A 17,516-nucleotide genomic window follows, 5' to 3' on the forward strand; every position below is an offset into this window, starting at 1 on the left:
GTCGACCGATGACCCCACCCAACGTCGTGCCGCTGTCGGCGCCGCCGCTGTACGTACAGATCAAGGACACGCTGCGCGCGCGCATTCTCGACGGCACCTATGCGCCGCACAGCCGGATGCCGTCCGAGCACGAGCTCTGCGCGATGTTCGACGTGAGCCGCATCACGGTGCGCCAGGCGCTCGGCGATCTGCAGAAGGAAGGGCTGCTGTTCAAGCTGCACGGCAAGGGCACGTTCGTGTCGAAGCCGAAGGCGTTCCAGAACGTGACGTCGCTGCAGGGCTTCGCCGAGGCGATGTCGTCGATGGGCTACGAGATCGTCAACCAGCTGCGCACGTTCCGGACCGTGAAGGCCGACCGCCATCTCGCGACGAAGCTGAGCGTGCCGGAAGGTGCGCCGCTCGTCGAGATCCATCGCGTGCGGCTGCTGAACCGCGAGCCGGTGTCGCTCGAACAGACGTGGGTGCCCGAAGCGCTCGGCAAGCGGCTCGCAGGCGCCGATCTCGCGACCCGCGACATCTTCCTGATCCTCGAGAACGACTGCGGCGTGCCGCTCGGCCATGCCGACGTGTCGATCGACGCGATCCTCGCCGACGATGAAATCGTCGCTGCGCTGCGCGTCGAGGAAAGCAGCCCCGTGCTGCGAATCGAGCGGCTCACCCATGACGCAGCGGGCGCGCCGATCGACTACGAATACCTGTACTTCCGCGGCGACGCCTTCCAGTACCGGCTGCGCATCGACCGGCAGAAGGCGCGCCAACCTGCAAGGAACCCGCAATGAATACCCATGTACTCGAATATGACATCGTCGTGGTCGGCGGCGGCACGGCCGGCCCGATGGCGGCGATCAAGGCCAAGGAGCGCGACCCGTCGCTGCGCGTGCTGCTGCTGGAAAAGGCCCACGTGAAGCGCAGCGGCGCGATCTCGATGGGGATGGACGGCCTCAACAACGCGGTGATCCCCGGCCACGCGACGCCCGAGCAGTACACGCGCGAGATCACGATCGCCAACGACGGGATCGTCGACCAGGAGGCCGTGTACGCGTATGCGACGCACAGCTTCGCGACGATCGAGCAGCTCGACCGCTGGGGCGTGAAGTTCGAGAAGGACGGCACCGGCGACTACGCGGTGAAGAAGGTCCACCACATGGGTTCGTACGTGCTGCCGATGCCGGAAGGCCACGACATCAAGAAGGTGCTGTACCGGCAGCTGAAGCGCGCACGCATCGCGATCACCAACCGGATCGTCGCGACGCGCGTGCTGACCGACGCGCACGGCCGCGCGAGCGGCGTGCTCGGATTCGACTGCCGCACGGCCGAGTTTCACGTGATCCGCGCGAAGGCCGTGATCCTGTGCTGCGGCGCGGCCGGCCGTCTCGGGTTGCCGGCGTCCGGATACCTGATGGGCACGTACGAGAACCCGACCAATGCCGGCGACGGCTACGCGATGGCGTATCACGCGGGTGCCGCGCTCGCGAACCTCGAGTGCTTCCAGATCAATCCGCTGATCAAGGACTACAACGGCCCGGCGTGCGCATACGTGACGGGCCCGCTCGGCGGCTTCACAGCGAACGGCAAGGGCGAACGCTTCATCGAGTGCGACTACTGGAGCGGCCAGATGATGTGGGAGTTCTACCAGGAACTGCAAAGCGGCAACGGCCCGGTGTTCCTGAAGCTCGACCATCTCGCGGAAGAAACGATCCAGACCATCGAGCAGATCCTGCACACGAACGAGCGGCCGAGCCGCGGCCGCTTCCACGCGGGGCGCGGCACCGACTACCGGCGCCAGATGGTCGAGATGCACATCTCCGAGATCGGCTTCTGCAGCGGCCACAGCGCGTCCGGCGTGTACGTGAACGCGCGTGCGGAGACGACCGTGCCGGGACTCTATGCGGCCGGCGACATGGCGGCCGTCCCGCACAACTACATGCTCGGCGCGTTTACGTACGGCTGGTTCGCCGGGCAGAACGCGGCCGACTACGTGGCCGGCCGCGAGCACGCGCCGGTCGACGACGAACAGGTGGCGACCGAACGTGCGCGGGTGCTCGCGCCGCTCACGCGCGAGCGCGGCCTCGCGCCTGCCCAGGTCGAATACAAGCTGCGCCGCATGGTGAACGACTATCTGCAACCGCCGAAGGTGACGCGCAAGATGGAAATCGGTCTTCAACGTTTTGACGGAATCATTGAGGATATCGAAGAAATCAAGGCCACCCATCCGCATGAACTGATGCGTGCGGCCGAAGTGCGTGCGATCCGAGACTGCGCCGAAATGGCCGCGCGCGCGTCGCTGTTCCGCACCGAGAGCCGCTGGGGGCTGTACCACCATCGCGTCGACTTCCCGCAGCGCAACGACGCCGACTGGTTCTGCCACACGTGGCTGCGCAAGGGCGCCGACGGCACGATGCGCAGCGAGAAGCGGCCGGTCGAACCGTACGTCGTGCCGCTCGCCGACGACGAGCGCAGCGCGTACGCGCACCTGCGCATCCGCGAACCGGCCGCACTCGCGGCCGCACTCTGACTTCGAGGAGCCCTACCGTGCCCCATACCCCGCACGACATCTTCCTGCGCAGCAGCGCGCCCGTGACGATCGACGAGGACCGCTGCATCGCCGACAAGGGCTGCACCGTGTGCGTCGACGTGTGCCCGCTCGACCTGCTCGCGATCGACGTGACCAAGGGCAAGGCCTACATGCAGTTCGACGAATGCTGGTACTGCATGCCGTGCGAACACGATTGCCCGACCGGCGCGGTCAAGGTCGACATCCCGTATCTGCTGCGCTGATCCCGCGCGCCGCCAGCGCGGCGCTTTTCCACTACCGGACTCACGACACATGAAACCCACGCTACGGATGTTCCGCCTGTTCGCCGTCTCGCTCGCGCTGTCGGCCACGGGGCTCGCGCACGCCGAAACGATCCGCGTCGCGATCGGCACGCAGGATACGACGATCAACTGCGCGACCGGCGGCCTGCTGATCCGCGAACTGCACCTGCTCGACAAATACCTGCCGCACACCGGCAAGTACCGGAACGTGAAGTACGACGTGCAGTGGAAGGACTTCACGTCGGGCGCGCCGCTGACCAACGAGATGGTCGCCGGCAAGCTCGACTTCGGCGCGATGGCCGACTTCCCCGGCGCGCTGAACGGCGCGGCGTTCCGCAAGGCCGGCCGCAACAGCGTGTTCATCACCGTGCTGGACGGCAGCATCGAGGGCAGCGGTAACGGCATCGTCGTGCCGACGCATTCGCCGGTGCGCTCGCTCGCCGATCTCAAGGGCAAGACGATCTCGGTGCCGTTCGCGTCGACCTCGCACGGGATGCTGCTGCGCGCGATCAAGGCCCAGGGCTGGAATCCCGACACCGACGTGAATATCGTCACGCAGGCGCCCGAAGTGGCCGGCAGCGCGCTGAAGGCCGGCAAGATCGACGCGCATGCGGACTTCGTGCCGTTCGCCGACCTGTTCCCGTATCGCGGGATCGCGCGCAAGATCTACGACGGCGCGCAAACCCATGCGCCGACCTTCCACGGCGCGCTCGTCGATGCCGACTACGCGCAACGCTATCCGGAGGTGGTCGTCGCGTACCTGCGCGCCGCGCTCGAAGCGAACCGGCTGATCGCGCAAGACCCGGAGAAATACAGCCTGCTGATCGAGAAGGTCACCGGCATCGAGGCGCCGGTCGACTACCTGTATCACGGCCCGCTCGGCATCCAGACCCGCGACCTCACGTGGAAGCCCGAATACCGGCAGGCCGTCGCCACCGCGATCGATACGCTGAAGCTGCTGAAGAAGACCGACACCGCGCCCGATCCTGCAACCTTCATCGACGACCGCTATATCCGCGCGGCGTTCAAGGCGTCGGGGCTCGACTACGACGCCGCGCTGAAGCACTACGGCAAGCAGCCGCTCGTCGCGAACGACGCGGCGACCGGCAAGCCGATCCGCGACTTCAACGACGTCGCGCAGGTGTGGCTCGCCGGCGCTCAACCCGTGCGCCACTATGCGAGCCCCGCGGCCGCCTTCGCCGCGCTCGGCAAGCTCGGCCCGGATGCGAAGGTACGCGCCGTGTTCGTGCACGACCATGCGAGCGGACTGAAGCTGTTCGCCGACCAGGCGTGGTACGTGAAAGACGCGCACGGCGTGCTGAGCGCGTTCCTGCTGAAGACGGGCGCCGATGCGTACGCGAAGCAGGTATCGGGTGCCGTGGTCGACTACGCAGCCGCGAAGACCGGCGCCACGCAGGCACTCGCATCACGCTGAACGTCCCCTTCCCTTCACCGCTACCGGATACTCGCATGGCCGCCACCCTCGAGCTTGCCAAACGCCGTCTCTCCGCGTCGCCGCGCGCCGGCGACACCCGCACCGCACACGCCGCCGCGCGCGGCCGGCCGGCATCGCTGCGCCGCCGCGCATCGCGGATCGCATCGCTCGCCGCCTGCATCGCGCTGTGGCAGGCAGCGGTCCAGTGGCGGCTGTCGCTCGGCATCGTCACGTTCGCGAACGTGCCGGCGCCTGCCGACGTCGGCCCCGCGTTGTGGTCACTGCTGCATTCGCCGAAACTGCCGATGCACCTGTTCGCGAGCATCACGCGCGTGCTCGCCGGGTTCGTTGCGGCGGCATGCGCCGGCGTCGGCCTCGGGCTCGCGATCGGCCGCTATCGCGCGCTCGAGGACACGCTGCTGCCGCCGCTCGAAGTGTTGCGGCCGATTCCGGCGGTCGCGTGGATTCCGCTCGCGATCCTGATGTTTCCGTCGTCCGAACTGAGCATGATGTTCATCACGTTCATCGGCGCGCTGTTTCCCATCCTGCTGAACACCGTGCACGGTGCCGAGGCCGTCGATCCGCGGCTCGTCGCGACCGCGCGCAGCCTCGGCACGCGCGGCGTCGCGCTCTATGCGGAAGTGATCCTGCCGGGCGCCGCGCCCGCGATCTTCACCGGCCTGTCGATCGGGATGGGCACCGCGTGGTTCTGCCTCGTCACCGCCGAGATGATCGCGGGCCAGTACGGCATCGGTTATTTCACGTGGGAGTCCTACACGTTGCAGAACTACCCGGACATCGTCGTCGGAATGGCGGTGATCGGCCTGCTCGGCATGGGCAGCAGCCTGCTCGTCAAGCGGATCGGCACCGCGCTCACGCCGTGGTACGCGCCGCGCGGAGGCCGGCAATGAGCGCGGCCGGTGTCGCCGCGGACGCCGCGCCGGGCCGCGTCGGCGTGCGCGCGCTGACGGTCGAGCTCGGCCCGCCGCATGCGCGTGTTGCGGCGCTCGATGCGCTCGACGTCGACATCGCGCCCGGCGAGTTCGTCTGCGTGCTCGGGCCGTCCGGCTGCGGAAAATCGACGCTGCTCGGCGCGCTGGCCGGCCACGTCACCGCGACGCACGGCGAGATCGTCGTCGACGGCGAACCGGTGGAGCGCCCGCATCCCGATCGCGGGCTCGTGTTCCAGCAGCACACGCTGTTTCCTTGGAAACGCGTGATCGACAACGTCGCGTTCGGCCTCAAGATGAAAGGCGTGCCGGCGCACGAACGCCGTCGTGAAGCGGCCGCGCTGCTTGAACTCGTCGGGCTCGGCGGATACGGTGCGCACTACCCCGCGCAGCTTTCCGGCGGCATGCAGCAGCGCGTCGAGATCGCGCGCGTGCTGATCAACCGGCCGCGCATCCTGCTGATGGACGAACCGTTCGGCGCGCTCGACGCGCAGACGCGCCGCATGATGCAGACGCTGCTGCTCGACATCTGGTCGCGCATCGGCACCACCGTGCTGTTCGTCACGCACGACATCGAGGAAGCGCTGTTTCTCGGTGACCGCATCCTGATGCTGTCGCCGCGGCCCGCGCGCATCGTCGCCGACATCCGCGTGCCGCTCGCGCGGCCGCGCACCGACGACAGCACTACCGAGCCCGCATTCGTCGACATCAAGCGGCGCTGCCTCGCGCTGCTGCGTGACGCCGCGTGACGACGCGCCCTTCTACTGTTCCGACTTTTCGCTCATGACCGCCTTCTCCCCCGCTTTTCCGTTGCCAGGCTCGCACGATCGCGATCCCGATCTCGCCGCGCTCGTCGCGCGCGTTGCGGCGCCCGACGCCTCGGTGCGGCGCATCGCGCTGCTCGAACTCGCCGATCTCGAGGATCCCGACGTCGTGCCGACCTTCGTTGCCGCACTGCGCGACGATCCGTCCGCCGACGTGCGTGGCGAAGCCGCACGCGTGCTGGCCGCGTGGGAACGGCCCGACGTCGTCGACGCGCTGTGCCACGCGCTGCTCGATGCCGCCGACGACGTGCGGGCGACGGCCGCGCAAAGCCTGTCCGAACTGAAGGATGTCGCGTCCGGCGCCGTACTGTGCCGCTGGGCCGAACGTGCCGAGCCGTTCGTGCTCGGCGCCGTACTGCGCGGCTTGCGCGAACTGCGCGACCCGCACGCGTTCGCACCGGCGCTGCGCGCGCTCGCCGCGCCGGCACCGGCCGTGCGCGCCGAGGCCGTCGCCGTGCTCGGCTGGCTCAAGGATCCGCGCGCGCTGGCGCCGCTCGCTCGCGCCGCCACGGCCGACGCGCATGCGGACGTGCGGCGCATCGCGGTCGGCGCGGTCGGGTTTGCGACATCGAGCGACGCGGCCGTCGCGACCGCATTGCTTGCGGCCCTGCGCGACGCCGAATGGCAGGTCCGCGAGGAAGCGGCCGCGACGCTCGGCAAGCTGCGCGTCGCGATCGCACGCGATCCGCTCGTCGCCGCGCTCGACGACGACTACTGGCAGGTGCGCCTGCGCGCGGTGCGCGCGCTCGGCCAGTTGCGCGATGCCGCGGCGGCACCGGCCGTCGTCCCGTTGCTCGCGCATGCGATCAGCAACCTGCGCAAGGAGGCCGCGCTGTCCCTCGGCGAACTGCGCGACCCTGCGACGCTCTCCGCGCTGCATGACGCGCTGGACGATCGCGATCCCGAGGTGCGCAAGGCCGTGCGGATCGCGATCGCACAGATCGAAGGAGACGCGCGATGATGGCGCCGACCGAGATCGTGCTCGATCATGCCGCGCATGCGTTGATGCTGCGCTGGCCGGACGGCGACACGCAGCGCATCGGCTACGCGCGGTTGCGCGGCGATTGCCCGTGCGCGGCATGCCGGAAAATCCGGCTCGTTGGCGGCCGGGTCGACGCGCACGCGGACCTGACGCTGGACGGCGTCGAACCGGCCGGTTACGGCATTCGTTTGCTGTTTGGCGATGGACATGCGCGAGGGATCTATCCGTGGCCGTACCTGGCGGGACTCGGCGGGAACGCCACGGATGCGGCGGGGATCGGGTCGCGCGAACCGGTTACGCGCGTCCATTCCACGGGCTGATGCGGGCCGCCGGCAAATCGGTTCGGATTGTGTCGCGCGTGATGGCGTTGCAGCGTTCCGCGCAGCGGGGCCGGAAGCGAGATACCGGTACGCGATTCAGCACGACGCGCCCGCAACCGTCAGCGGCCAGCATCCGATGACGTCGTAATGCGTCCTGCCGAGCCAGCTGTGGATCAGCACGAATTCGGACACGATCCACGAAATCGGCTCGATCGGGTACTGGCCGAGCCTTCGTTCGCCGTACAGCAACGTCACGTGAGGCGTGAAACGCGCGCTCGACACGCGCAGCCCCGCTTCGCCGAGCGCACCGCGAAGCCGCTGCCGAAACGCGACCAATGCGTCGAGACCCGCGCCGCCCGTCACCACCAGCGGGCAATGCCCGGGACGTCCGTTGAAACTGACGCACCGGTCGAAGGTCACGCGAAACGACCGCCCATCGATGCGTCGGGCCGCGGCACACGCGCGTGTGAGCGTGGCGCCCGGCACGCAGGCAAAATCGCCGAGCGGATACAGCGTGACGTGCAGCCGCTCGGCATCCAGCAGCCCGCTGCTGCCGCGGTTCCCGCCATGCAGCAGCCGCGCGATGGCGGCAAGCTGCGCGGCCGTATCCCGGTCCGGCATCGCCGCGAAGAAAAAGCGGTGCTCGGCAACCGGGGGATGCACGTCGAATCCGGGAAGGCTCAGCTGGGTCACGGCAGCATGGTCGATACGCCTGTGAACGAGCGTCCATTATCATTAATCGGACGAATTCGCGCACGGCGCAAAAAAACGCCCGGCAGGTTTCCCTGCCGGGCGCTTTACATCGTCCGATGCGGCGATCGGCTACCGGTGTGCAGCTCGGTGCCGGATCATTCCCACTCGATCGTCGCCGGCGGCTTGCCCGAGATGTCGTACACGACGCGGTTGATCCCGCGCACCTCGTTGATGATCCGGTTCGACGCGCGGCCGAGCAGCGCGTACGGCAGGTGCGCCCAGTGTGCGGTCATGAAGTCGGTGGTCTGCACCGCGCGCAGCGACGTCACGTAGTCGTACGTGCGGCCGTCGCCCATCACGCCGACCGACTTCACCGGCAGGAACACCGCGAACGCCTGGCTCGTCAGGTCGTACCACGTCTTGCCGACGTCGGCCTCGCCGCACAGGCCCGCTGCCGCATCCTGTGCGGTAGCGGTCGTGCCGCGCAGCTCCTCGATGAAGATCGCATCCGCGCGACGCAGCAGGTCCGCGTATTCGCGCTTCACTTCGCCGAGGATCCGCACGCCGAGGCCCGGGCCCGGGAACGGATGGCGGTACACCATCTCCGGCGGCAGGCCGAGCGCAACGCCGAGTTCGCGCACTTCGTCCTTGAACAGGTCGCGCAGCGGCTCGAGCAGCTTCAGGCCGAGCGTTTCCGGCAGGCCGCCGACGTTGTGGTGGCTCTTGATCGTCGTCGCCTTCTTCGTCTTCGTGCCGCCCGACTCGACCACGTCCGGGTAGATCGTGCCCTGCGCGAGCCACTTCGCTTTCGACAGCTTCTTCGCCTCGGCCTGAAACACCTCGACGAACTCGCGGCCGATGATCTTGCGCTTCGCTTCCGGATCGGTCACGCCGGCCAGGTGGCCGAGGAACTGCTCCGATGCGTCGACGTGCACGACCTTCGCATGCAGGCGGCCCTCGAACATGTCGAGCACCATCTTGCCTTCGTTCAGGCGCAGCAGGCCGTGGTCGACGAACACGCAGGTCAGCTGGTCGCCGATCGCGCGATGGATCAGCGCGGCCGCGACGCTCGAATCGACGCCGCCCGACAGGCCGAGAATCACTTCCTCGTCACCGACCTGCTCGCGGATCTTCGCGACGGCTTCCTCGATGTGGTTCTTCATGATCCAGTCGGGCTTCGCGCCGGCGATCTGCAGCACGAAGCGTTCGATGATCTGGCGGCCCTTCACCGTGTGCGTGACTTCCGGGTGGAACTGCACCGCGTAGTAGCCGCGCGCCTCGTCGGCCATGCCGGCGATCGGGCAGCTGGGCGTCGACGCCATCAGCGCGAAGCCCGGCGGCAGCTCGGCAACCTTGTCGCCGTGGCTCATCCACACCTTCAGCATCCCGTGGCCTTCGGCGGTCTGGAAATCCTCGATGCCGTCGAGCAGGCGCGTATGGCCGTGCGCACGCATTTCCGCGTAGCCGAATTCGCGATGATCGCTCCACTCGACCTTGCCGCCGAGCTGCACGGCCATCGTCTGCATGCCGTAGCAGATGCCGAGCACCGGCACGCCGAGATCCCACACGGCCTGCGGCGCGCGCAGCTGGTGGTCTTCGTAGGTGCTCGCGTGGCTGCCCGACAGGATCACCGCCTTCGGCGCGAACTCGCGGACGAACTCGTCGGACACGTCGTTCGGGTGGATTTCGCAGTAGACGTGCGCTTCGCGCACGCGGCGCGCGATCAGTTGGGTGACTTGCGAACCGAAGTCGAGAATCAGGATTTTGTCGTGCATGGCTGCGGACGGGATGAAGATGATAAGAAAAGCAGCGCACGAAGCGCTGCGTCAAAAGCATGGACGGCGGCGTCGGGCGGCAGGCGGCTCGCGCGACGCATCGCCGGTCAATCCTGCGACGGCGGACGCGCGTCGAACGCGACGCTGCCCGACGCGCGCTCGGAAGCGGCCGACGTGCCTGCCGCGGCCGGCGGCACGGGCGCTGCCGGACGGCCGACCACCGGCTCGACCCGCTGCGGCGGTACGGCGGCCGGCGCCGGCTCGGCCGGACGCTTCGCGCGCTCGACCTCGGGCGCCAGCGCCCGTTCCGCGCGTTCGCGCCGCCGCACGGCCGATGCGAGCCGCACGCCGCCGAGACCGAGCACGATCAGCACGATGCCGGCCATCGCCGACAGCACGCGGCCGGCGGCCGCGAGCGCGGGACCGTTGCCGGTGCCGAACGACCACACGACCGTCAGCACGCCGATCAGCCAGTTCACATGGCCGACCGCACGCGCGACGGGCGCCGTGAGGTCGCCGTTGACCGCTGCATGGAACGCGAGCCACGCGAGCCCGAGCAGCGCGATGCCGAACGCCTGGCCGAGCATCGCCGGCTGGATGTTCGCCAGCTGCAGCGCGTCGAACAGCGCCTGCCAGGGCGTCAGCACGAACAGCACGCCGAACGCCAGCAGCAGCACGGCATCGACGACCAGCACGGCGCGCAGCAGCGGTTTCATCGGCGCTCAGTCCACGTGGTAGTTCGGCGCTTCCTTCGTGATCTGCACGTCGTGCACGTGCGACTCGCGCATGCCCGCCGCGGTGATCTGGACGAATTCGGCCTTCTCGTGCAGCTCGTCGATCGTGCGGCAGCCGCAGTAGCCCATGCTCGCACGCACGCCGCCGACCAGCTGGAACAGGATCGCGTTGACCGAGCCCTTGTACGCGACGCGGCCTTCGATGCCTTCCGGCACGAGCTTGTCGATGTTCGCCGAGTTGTCCTGGAAGTAGCGGTCCGCCGCGCCGTCCTTCATCGCGCCGACCGAGCCCATGCCGCGATACGACTTGTACTGGCGGCCCTGGTACAGGAACACGTCGCCCGGCGCCTCTTCGGTGCCCGCGAACATGCTGCCCATCATCACCGCGTTCGCGCCGGCCGCGAGGGCCTTGGACACGTCGCCCGAGAAGCGCACGCCGCCGTCGGCGATGCACGGCACGCCGGTGCCCTTCAGCGCTTCCGCGACGTTCGCGATCGCGCTGATCTGCGGCACGCCGACGCCCGCGACGATCCGCGTCGTGCAGATCGAGCCCGGGCCGATACCGACCTTGACCGCGTCCGCGCCGTATTCGACGAGCGCCTTCGCGGCGGCTGCCGTCGCGATGTTGCCGCCGATCACCTCGACGTGCGGGAAGTTTTGCTTGACCCAGCGCACACGCTCGAGCACGCCCTTGCTGTGGCCGTGCGCGGTATCGACGACGATCACGTCGACGCCGGCCTGCACCAGCAGCTCGACGCGCTCTTCGTTGTCCGGACCGACGCCGACCGCCGCGCCTGCGCGCAGCTTGCCGTGTTCGTCCTTGCACGCATCCGGGTGTTCGGTCTGCTTCGTGATGTCCTTGACGGTCATCAGGCCGCGCAGTTCGAACGCGTCGTTGACGACCAGCACGCGCTCGAGGCGGTGGCTGTGCATCAGCGCCTTCGCTTCGGCGAGCGGCGTGCCTTCCTTGACCGTGACGAGACGCTCGCGCGGCGTCATGATCGACTTGACCGGTTCGTCGAGACGCGTTTCGAAGCGCAGGTCGCGGTTCGTGACGATGCCGACGAGCTGCGGGCCTTCGACGACCGGGAAGCCCGAAATGCCATGCTGGCGCGACAGCGCGATCACGTCGCGCACCTTCATCTGCGGCGGGACCGTGATCGGGTCGCGCACGACGCCCGATTCGAAACGCTTGACCTTCGCGACCTCGCGGGCCTGCTCGGCCGGCGTGAGGTTCTTGTGCACGATACCCACACCACCCTGCTGCGCCATCGCGATCGCGAGGCGACCTTCGGTGACCGTGTCCATCGCGGCGGACACGAGCGGCATGTTCAGGGAGATGTTGCGGGTCAGCTTGGTCTTCAGGCTGGTGTCGCGCGGGAGAACGTCGGAGAAGGCGGGAACGAGGAGCACGTCATCGAAAGTGAGTGCTTTTTGGATCAGACGCATGGCAAATCCTATGGGCGCAAAAGCGAATTATACGCGAAGCGCTGCGATTTTTCACAACACGAACAACGGGTTAGCCGTTTTCCGGCGTCCGGGGGCCGAATCGTTCGGATCGCCGTTCGGTTCGTTTTCGATCGCCTTTCGTTTCGCCCCGGCATCGGCCCATTCGCGCAACCGGGCGGAATCGGCCGGAAATCTGCCGGAATCCGCCGGAATCAGGGCGGCCGCATTTCGTTGCAAGGTAGACCGCAGGGCCCGCCGCCGGCGCGATGCCGATGCCGCTCCGCGTGCGCTCGCGGCCCTGTTCGCCGCTACGCCAGCGCGGCCGCCGCCCACGCGATCATCGCCGCGCCGGCGCCGATCGCGACGGCGCCGACGATCCGCGCGACGCGTTCGCCGGCCGGCGCCAGCCGCTCGGCGGCGATCGCCACCGTTACGGCGGTCATCACGCGCAGATCCATCATGCCGACCGCGAGCGAAATAGCCATCAGGTTCCCGCAGCAGGCGCCGCACCGCAGCGCAGCGCGCACGCCGTGCCAGCATGCGAGCGCGACACCGGCTCTCGGCGACAGCGCACCCTCGTCGTCCGGCGCATGCCGGCAGCAAGCCAGCCGCCGCATCTTCCAGCCGGAAAACTGCAGCATGCCCGCGCCGAGCACGACGGCACCGGCGGCAAACGGCAGTGCGGCGGCGAGCGCGGGCAGCCGCGCCGCCGCGGCCGCCAACGCGGTGCCGGCCGGAAACACCAGCGCACCGACCGCCATCCACACGGAGAAATACCCGGCGCCCGCGACCGCGACGAGCGATGCCGCACGCGCCCCGCGCAACGCACCGGCACGCTGCCGGTATCGCCACAGCACCGGCGCCAGCACCGGCAGCATCATCGTCACCGTCATCGCGCCCCACATGCCGGCAAACGCGGCAAACGCGTGCGCGGCGCGCCATCCGCATGGCCGGAGCCATCCGGCCGACAGCGTCCAGCCGCCCGCCATCGGCATCCCGCCCGGCGCGTCCATCGACGCGTGGTGCGCGACGGTCGCCCACACCGCGGCGGCGAACACCGCGCCGAGCACGGCGCCGAACCTGCGCCGGCCGCCGTCCGCAGCACCGGTCGCCGCCGCTTTCGTCGCTGGTTCCGTCACCGCGTTCGTCACCGCTTTCGTCGCCGCGCTCATCGCCCGCCCCCTCGCCCGCCGGCCCGGCGCTCAGCCGCGCGCGTACTCGTCGTGGCGGCGCCACCACACGCCCGTCTCGTTGCGCCCGAGCGGCGCGCGATCGAGCCACTGGTACATCCCCCACAGCGCGTCGAGCCCGCGCGCGTACGTCGAATACGTGTGGTAGACGACGCCGTCGTCGCGCACGAACGCGCTCATCCCCGGCCGGTCGCGCGCGTACGTGGCAGCGTCGGTCCCGCACGTCGCGGCGAACTGCGCGACGGCGGCCGGCGGCGGGTCCAGGTCCATCGCGTGGCCGGCCCGTGCGTAGTTGTATTCGACGTCGCCGGTACGCTGCTGCGCTTCGGTGAACGACACGTTGAAGTCGAAGTTGAATTCGCCGCCGTCCGACGACGCCCACGGAAAGCGCCAGCCCATCCGCTGCCGGTACGCGAGCAGCTTCGCGAGCGGCGCGCGCGATACCGCCGCGAGCGTCACGTCGTGGTTCGCGAGATGCACCGCAAAGCCGTCGAAGCCGTCGGCGAGCGCCGAGCACGACGGGCAGCCGGCCTTGTAATCGGGGCCGAACATGAAGTGATAGACGAGCAGCTGCGAGCGGCCGCCGAACAGATCGTCGAGCGTCGCCGGACCGTGCTCGGTATCGAACCGGTAGGTCTTGTCGACGCGCACCCACGGCAGCGCCTGGCGGCGTCGCGCGAGCTCGTCGCTCTGCCGCGTCAAGGTCTTTTCTGCATCGAGCAGCGCACGGCGTGCCGCCAGCCATTCGTCGCGCGTTCCGGTCAGATGGTTCGTCATTTCGGGTTCCTCCTTTCGACAGGGATCCGGGCACGGCGCTTTCGCCGTGTGCGTGGTGCTAGATTAGGGCCGGGCATCGGACCGGAGGGAGTGACAACTGTGTCGGGATTCGGATGGATTCGCTGATCACCGCCGCCGCGCGGGCGCTCGCGGCAGGCGACCCGCTCGGCGCGCTGAACCGCGTCGCGCTGCGCGACGACGCACCGGCGCTCGCGTTGCGCGGCATCGCGATGGCGCAGCTCGGCGATTTCGAGCGCGCACGCACGCTCATGCGCGCCGCGGCCCGCGCATTCGGCGCGAAGGAAGCCGTCGCGCGAGCGCGCTGCGTCGTCGCGGAAGCCGAGATCGCGCTGGCGTCGCGCGACCTCGGGTGGCCGTCGCGCGCACTCGACGCCGCGTGCGCGACGCTCGATGCGCACGGCGACCGCGCGAACGCCGCGCATGCGCGCTATCTCGGCGTGCGCCGGCTGTTGCTGATCGGGCATCTAGACGACGCCGAGCGGCGGCTCGCGAATCTCGACCCCGCGCCGCTGCCGGCCGCGTCGCGTGCCGCCCACGAACTGGTCGCGGCCGGCATCGCGATGCGCCGCATCCGCCCGCACGCGGCGCGCTCGGCGCTCGCGCGTGCCCGCGCAGCGGCGCGGGACGCCGGCATCGCCGCGCTGACGGCCGAAGTCGAGACGGCCGCGCGCGTGCTCGATACGCCGGCAGCGCGGCTGATCGCGCGCGGCACGTCGCGCCTTGTGCTGCTCGATGAGGTCGAGGCGCTGCTGGAATCGAACGCGCTGGTCGTCGATGCATGCCGTCACGCGGTGCGCGACGCGCGCACGACCGTGTCGCTCGCGCGCCGCCCGGTGCTGTTCGTGCTCGCGCGCATGCTCGGCGAAGCGTGGCCCGGCGACGTGTCGAGAAACGCGCTGGTCGCAGCGGCGTTTCGCGCGAAGCACGCGGACGAATCGCATCGCGCCCGGCTGCGCGTCGAGATCGGCCGCTTGCGCGCGATGCTGCGGCCGCTCGCGAACATCACCGCGACGCCAGGCGGCTTCGCGCTCGAACCGCTCGGCCCGCGCGAAACCGTCGTGCTCGCGCGCCCGGTCGACGATCGCCATGCGGCCGTGCTCGCGCTGCTCGCGGACGGCGAGGCGTGGTCGAGCTCCGCGCTGGCGCTCGCGCTCGGCGCAAGCCAGCGCACCGTGCAGCGCGCACTCGACGCGCTGGCGGACGCGCACAAGGTGCAGGCGCTCGGGCGCGGCCGCGCGCGCCGCTGGATGACGCCGCCGCTGCCCGGATTCGCGACGACCTTGTTACTCCCCGCGCCGCTGCCGGGCGACTAGGATGGGTACACCAACGACGAGGTGACAAACATGAAACGCTCCACCGCAGACATCCTTCGCGAATACGGCCCGTTTCCGGGCGGCAACGGCGTGCACGGCGTCACGTTCGACGGCCGGCACGTATGGTTCGCGTCCGGCGACAAGCTGAACGCGCTCGATCCCGAACAGGGCACGACCGTGCGCGCGCTCGACGTCGCCGCACATGCGGGTACCGCGTTCGACGGGCGCCATCTGTACCAGATCGTCGAGGATCGCATCGAGAAGATCGATCCCGACTCGGGCCGCGTGCTCGCGACGATCGCCGCGCCCGGCGGCGGCGCCGATTCCGGGCTCGCGTGGGCCGAGGGCACGCTGTGGGTCGGCCAGTACCGCGAGCGCAAGATCCATCAGGTGGATCCGCAATCGGGCGCCGTGCTGCGCACGATCGAATCGAACCGCTTCGTCACCGGCGTGACGTGGGTCGACGGCGAGCTGTGGCACGGCACCTGGGAAGCGGACGAAAGCGAGCTGCGGCGGATCGACCCGCGCACCGGCGACGTGCTCGAGCAGGTCGACATGCCGCCCGGTGTCGGCGTGTCGGGGCTGGAGTCCGACGGCCGCGATACGTTCTACTGCGGCGGCGGCAACAGCGGCAAGCTGCGCGCGGTGCGCCGCCCTGCGCGGACGCCAACGCCGGCCGAGCCGGTCGAGCGCTGATCCGCCGAGCGTCGACGCCACCCGCGCCCGCCGCACCGCCGGCTTCCGGCAAACAACGGAACCCTGTCGCGGCGGCGCCGTCGGCCGCCCCCTCCCGAACGCGACCCGCTCCGAGTGCAGGAATGAACAAGACGCGACCGCGCCGCCGTCGTTAACATGCGCGCTCGTCAGTCATTTGTTCGGAGCAGTCGATGCAGCGCGGTGTGGTCTATGGCGTCCTCGCGGGCGCGTTGTGGGGGATGGTGTTTCTCGTGCCGCGGCTGCTGACCGACTTCTCGCCGCTGCTGCTGAGCGCGGGCCGCTACGCGATGTACGGCCTCGTGTCGCTGGCGGCGGCGCTGCCCGCCGCCCGCTCGCTGCTCGCGCGGCTGACCCGCGAGGATCTCGTCGCGCTCGCGCGGCTCGCGCTGATCGGCAACGTCGCGTACTACATGCTGCTGTCCGCGGCCGTGCACCTGGTCGGCATCGCGCCGAGTTCGCTGATCGTCGGTGTGCTGCCCGTGACCGTCACGCTCGCGGGCCTCGGCGACCACGGCGCGGTGCCGCTGCGGCGCCTCGCCGCCCCGCTCGCGCTGGTGATCGCCGGCATCGTCTGCATCAACGTCGACCTGTTCACGTCGGAAGCCGCGCACGCGACGACGCTCGGCCAGAAGCTCGCCGGCCTCGCATGCGCGAGCGGCGCGCTCGCGAGCTGGACCTGGTACGCGGTCGCGAACGCGCGCTACCTGCAGCGCCATCACCATTTCGGCGGCAACGAGTGGTCGGTGCTGTGGGGTGTCGTGACCGGCGCGATCGGCGGCCTCTGCTGGCTCGCGATCCTCGCGCTGCCGGCCGGCATGGTGCAGGCGGCCGTCCCTGCATCGCGGTGGCAGCTGTTCTGGCTGCTGAACCTCGCGCTCGCGATCGGCGCGTCGTGGCTCGGCAACGGGTTGTGGAACGCGGCATCGAAGCGGCTGCCGCTGACGCTGTCGGGCCAGCTGATCGTGTTCGAGACCGTATTCGCGATGCTGTACGCGTTCGTCTACGATCACCGGATGCCGCGCGCGCTCGAGATCGCGGCGCTCGCGCTGCTGCTCGCGGGCGTCTACGGGTCGGTGCGCCGCCACGGCAATACGCACGGCGACGCCACCGCGAACGTCACGGCCCACTGAGCGCGGGCCCGTGGGGTCCGACGAATCGGAACGGATGAGGTGATGCGGCGCAGAAGCGGCGCGTCAGCGCGCGTCCTTGTGCATCCACTTGCGGCCCTCGATGGAGCCTTCGCGGCGGGTCTTGTCGACGCGCCGCTGGCGCGCGAGCTTCGGATCGACGATCAGCGGACGATAGATCTCGACGCGGTCGTGATCGGCGAGCGGCGCATCGAGCGGCGCGAGCTTGCCGAACACGCCGGTCTTCGCGTGCGCGAGATCGATCTCCGGATGCAGCGCGAGCACGCCGCTCGCGTCGATCGCCGCACGCACGGTCGCGCCTTCGGGCAGCGACACCGGGATCAGCGTCTGGCGATCCGGCAGCGCATAGCAGACTTCGATCGACAGCATCG

At 69.6% G+C, this 17,516-nt stretch carries 18 protein-coding genes; 11 read left to right on the forward strand and 7 right to left on the reverse strand.

Features of this window, described 5'->3' with window-relative positions; genetic code table 11:
* The first annotated feature begins 8 nt into the window (after window positions 1-8).
* The 8 genes from Q3A80_RS00920 to Q3A80_RS00955 are packed head-to-tail and all read left to right on the forward strand — an operon-like array spanning window position 9 to window position 7,328.
* Window positions 9-779: a GntR family transcriptional regulator gene (locus Q3A80_RS00920; protein WP_446327261.1), complete on the forward strand. Its 771-nt coding sequence runs from the start codon at window positions 9-11 to the stop codon at window positions 777-779.
* On the forward strand, window positions 776-2,515 hold the full coding sequence (locus Q3A80_RS00925) for a fumarate reductase/succinate dehydrogenase flavoprotein subunit (RefSeq protein WP_446327262.1): 1,740 nt from the start codon (window positions 776-778) through the stop codon (window positions 2,513-2,515). Before Q3A80_RS00920 ends, Q3A80_RS00925 begins: the two co-directional genes overlap by 4 nt.
* Window positions 2,516-2,532: 17 nt before the next feature.
* Window positions 2,533-2,778, forward strand: a complete 246-nt coding sequence (locus Q3A80_RS00930; RefSeq protein ID WP_446327263.1) for a 4Fe-4S dicluster domain-containing protein — start codon at window positions 2,533-2,535, stop codon at window positions 2,776-2,778.
* 49 nt (window positions 2,779-2,827) lie between these two features.
* On the forward strand, window positions 2,828-4,252 hold the full coding sequence (locus Q3A80_RS00935; protein WP_446327264.1) for an ABC transporter substrate-binding protein: 1,425 nt from the start codon (window positions 2,828-2,830) through the stop codon (window positions 4,250-4,252).
* 35 nt (window positions 4,253-4,287) lie between these two features.
* The gene (locus Q3A80_RS00940; RefSeq protein ID WP_446327265.1) at window positions 4,288-5,163 is read left to right on the forward strand and encodes an ABC transporter permease; all 876 of its coding nucleotides are present in this window, start codon (window positions 4,288-4,290) and stop codon (window positions 5,161-5,163) included.
* Window positions 5,160-5,951 carry an ABC transporter ATP-binding protein gene (locus tag Q3A80_RS00945; RefSeq protein ID WP_446327266.1) on the forward strand — a complete coding sequence of 264 codons (792 nt, stop codon included), beginning with the start codon at window positions 5,160-5,162 and terminating at the stop codon, window positions 5,949-5,951. Before Q3A80_RS00940 ends, Q3A80_RS00945 begins: the two co-directional genes overlap by 4 nt.
* Window positions 5,952-5,985: 34 nt before the next feature.
* Window positions 5,986-6,987, forward strand: coding sequence for a HEAT repeat domain-containing protein (locus tag Q3A80_RS00950; protein ID WP_446327267.1), 1,002 nt, complete (start codon window positions 5,986-5,988; stop codon window positions 6,985-6,987).
* Window positions 6,984-7,328, forward strand: coding sequence for a gamma-butyrobetaine hydroxylase-like domain-containing protein (locus Q3A80_RS00955; protein WP_446327268.1), 345 nt, complete (start codon window positions 6,984-6,986; stop codon window positions 7,326-7,328). Before Q3A80_RS00950 ends, Q3A80_RS00955 begins: the two co-directional genes overlap by 4 nt.
* Window positions 7,329-7,424: 96 nt before the next feature.
* On the opposite strand, the gene Q3A80_RS00960 is transcribed toward Q3A80_RS00955, so the two are convergent.
* The 6 genes from Q3A80_RS00960 to Q3A80_RS00985 all read right to left on the reverse strand — a co-directional run bounded on the left by Q3A80_RS00960 (window position 7,425) and on the right by Q3A80_RS00985 (window position 13,946).
* The gene (locus Q3A80_RS00960; protein WP_446327269.1) at window positions 7,425-8,021 is read right to left on the reverse strand and encodes a 2'-5' RNA ligase family protein; all 597 of its coding nucleotides are present in this window, start codon (window positions 8,019-8,021) and stop codon (window positions 7,425-7,427) included.
* A gap of 155 nt (window positions 8,022-8,176) precedes the next feature.
* Window positions 8,177-9,796, reverse strand: a complete 1,620-nt coding sequence (guaA, locus tag Q3A80_RS00965; protein ID WP_446327270.1) for a glutamine-hydrolyzing GMP synthase — start codon at window positions 9,794-9,796, stop codon at window positions 8,177-8,179.
* 107 nt (window positions 9,797-9,903) lie between these two features.
* On the reverse strand, window positions 9,904-10,512 hold the full coding sequence (locus Q3A80_RS00970) for a hypothetical protein (protein ID WP_446327271.1): 609 nt from the start codon (window positions 10,510-10,512) through the stop codon (window positions 9,904-9,906).
* Between the two features lie 6 nt (window positions 10,513-10,518).
* Window positions 10,519-11,979: an IMP dehydrogenase gene (gene guaB / locus Q3A80_RS00975; RefSeq protein WP_034207642.1), complete on the reverse strand. Its 1,461-nt coding sequence runs from the start codon at window positions 11,977-11,979 to the stop codon at window positions 10,519-10,521.
* Window positions 11,980-12,287: 308 nt separating this feature from the next.
* Window positions 12,288-13,151 (reverse strand): copper chaperone, encoded by an 864-nt coding sequence (locus Q3A80_RS00980; RefSeq protein ID WP_446327272.1) that lies wholly within the window; start codon window positions 13,149-13,151, stop codon window positions 12,288-12,290.
* 30 nt (window positions 13,152-13,181) lie between these two features.
* Window positions 13,182-13,946, reverse strand: coding sequence for a DUF899 domain-containing protein (locus Q3A80_RS00985; protein ID WP_446327273.1), 765 nt, complete (start codon window positions 13,944-13,946; stop codon window positions 13,182-13,184).
* 113 nt (window positions 13,947-14,059) lie between these two features.
* Between Q3A80_RS00985 and Q3A80_RS00990 the strand changes: the two genes are divergently transcribed.
* From Q3A80_RS00990 to Q3A80_RS01000, 3 genes are all read left to right on the forward strand, one after another.
* Window positions 14,060-15,280 carry a helix-turn-helix domain-containing protein gene (locus Q3A80_RS00990; protein ID WP_446327274.1) on the forward strand — a complete coding sequence of 407 codons (1,221 nt, stop codon included), beginning with the start codon at window positions 14,060-14,062 and terminating at the stop codon, window positions 15,278-15,280.
* Between the two features lie 30 nt (window positions 15,281-15,310).
* Window positions 15,311-15,976: a Vgb family protein gene (locus Q3A80_RS00995; RefSeq protein ID WP_446327275.1), complete on the forward strand. Its 666-nt coding sequence runs from the start codon at window positions 15,311-15,313 to the stop codon at window positions 15,974-15,976.
* Window positions 15,977-16,167: 191 nt separating this feature from the next.
* Window positions 16,168-17,127, forward strand: coding sequence for a DMT family transporter (locus Q3A80_RS01000; protein WP_446327276.1), 960 nt, complete (start codon window positions 16,168-16,170; stop codon window positions 17,125-17,127).
* A 63-nt stretch (window positions 17,128-17,190) separates the two neighbouring features.
* Here the strand turns inward: Q3A80_RS01000 and Q3A80_RS01005 are convergent, their stop codons facing one another.
* Entirely contained in the window at window positions 17,191-17,514 is a 324-nt protein-coding gene (locus Q3A80_RS01005) for an RnfH family protein (RefSeq protein ID WP_059450006.1), read from the reverse strand.
* Window positions 17,515-17,516 lie beyond the last annotated feature (2 nt).

The sequence above is a fragment of the Burkholderia sp. SR8 genome, from assembly GCF_052851275.1.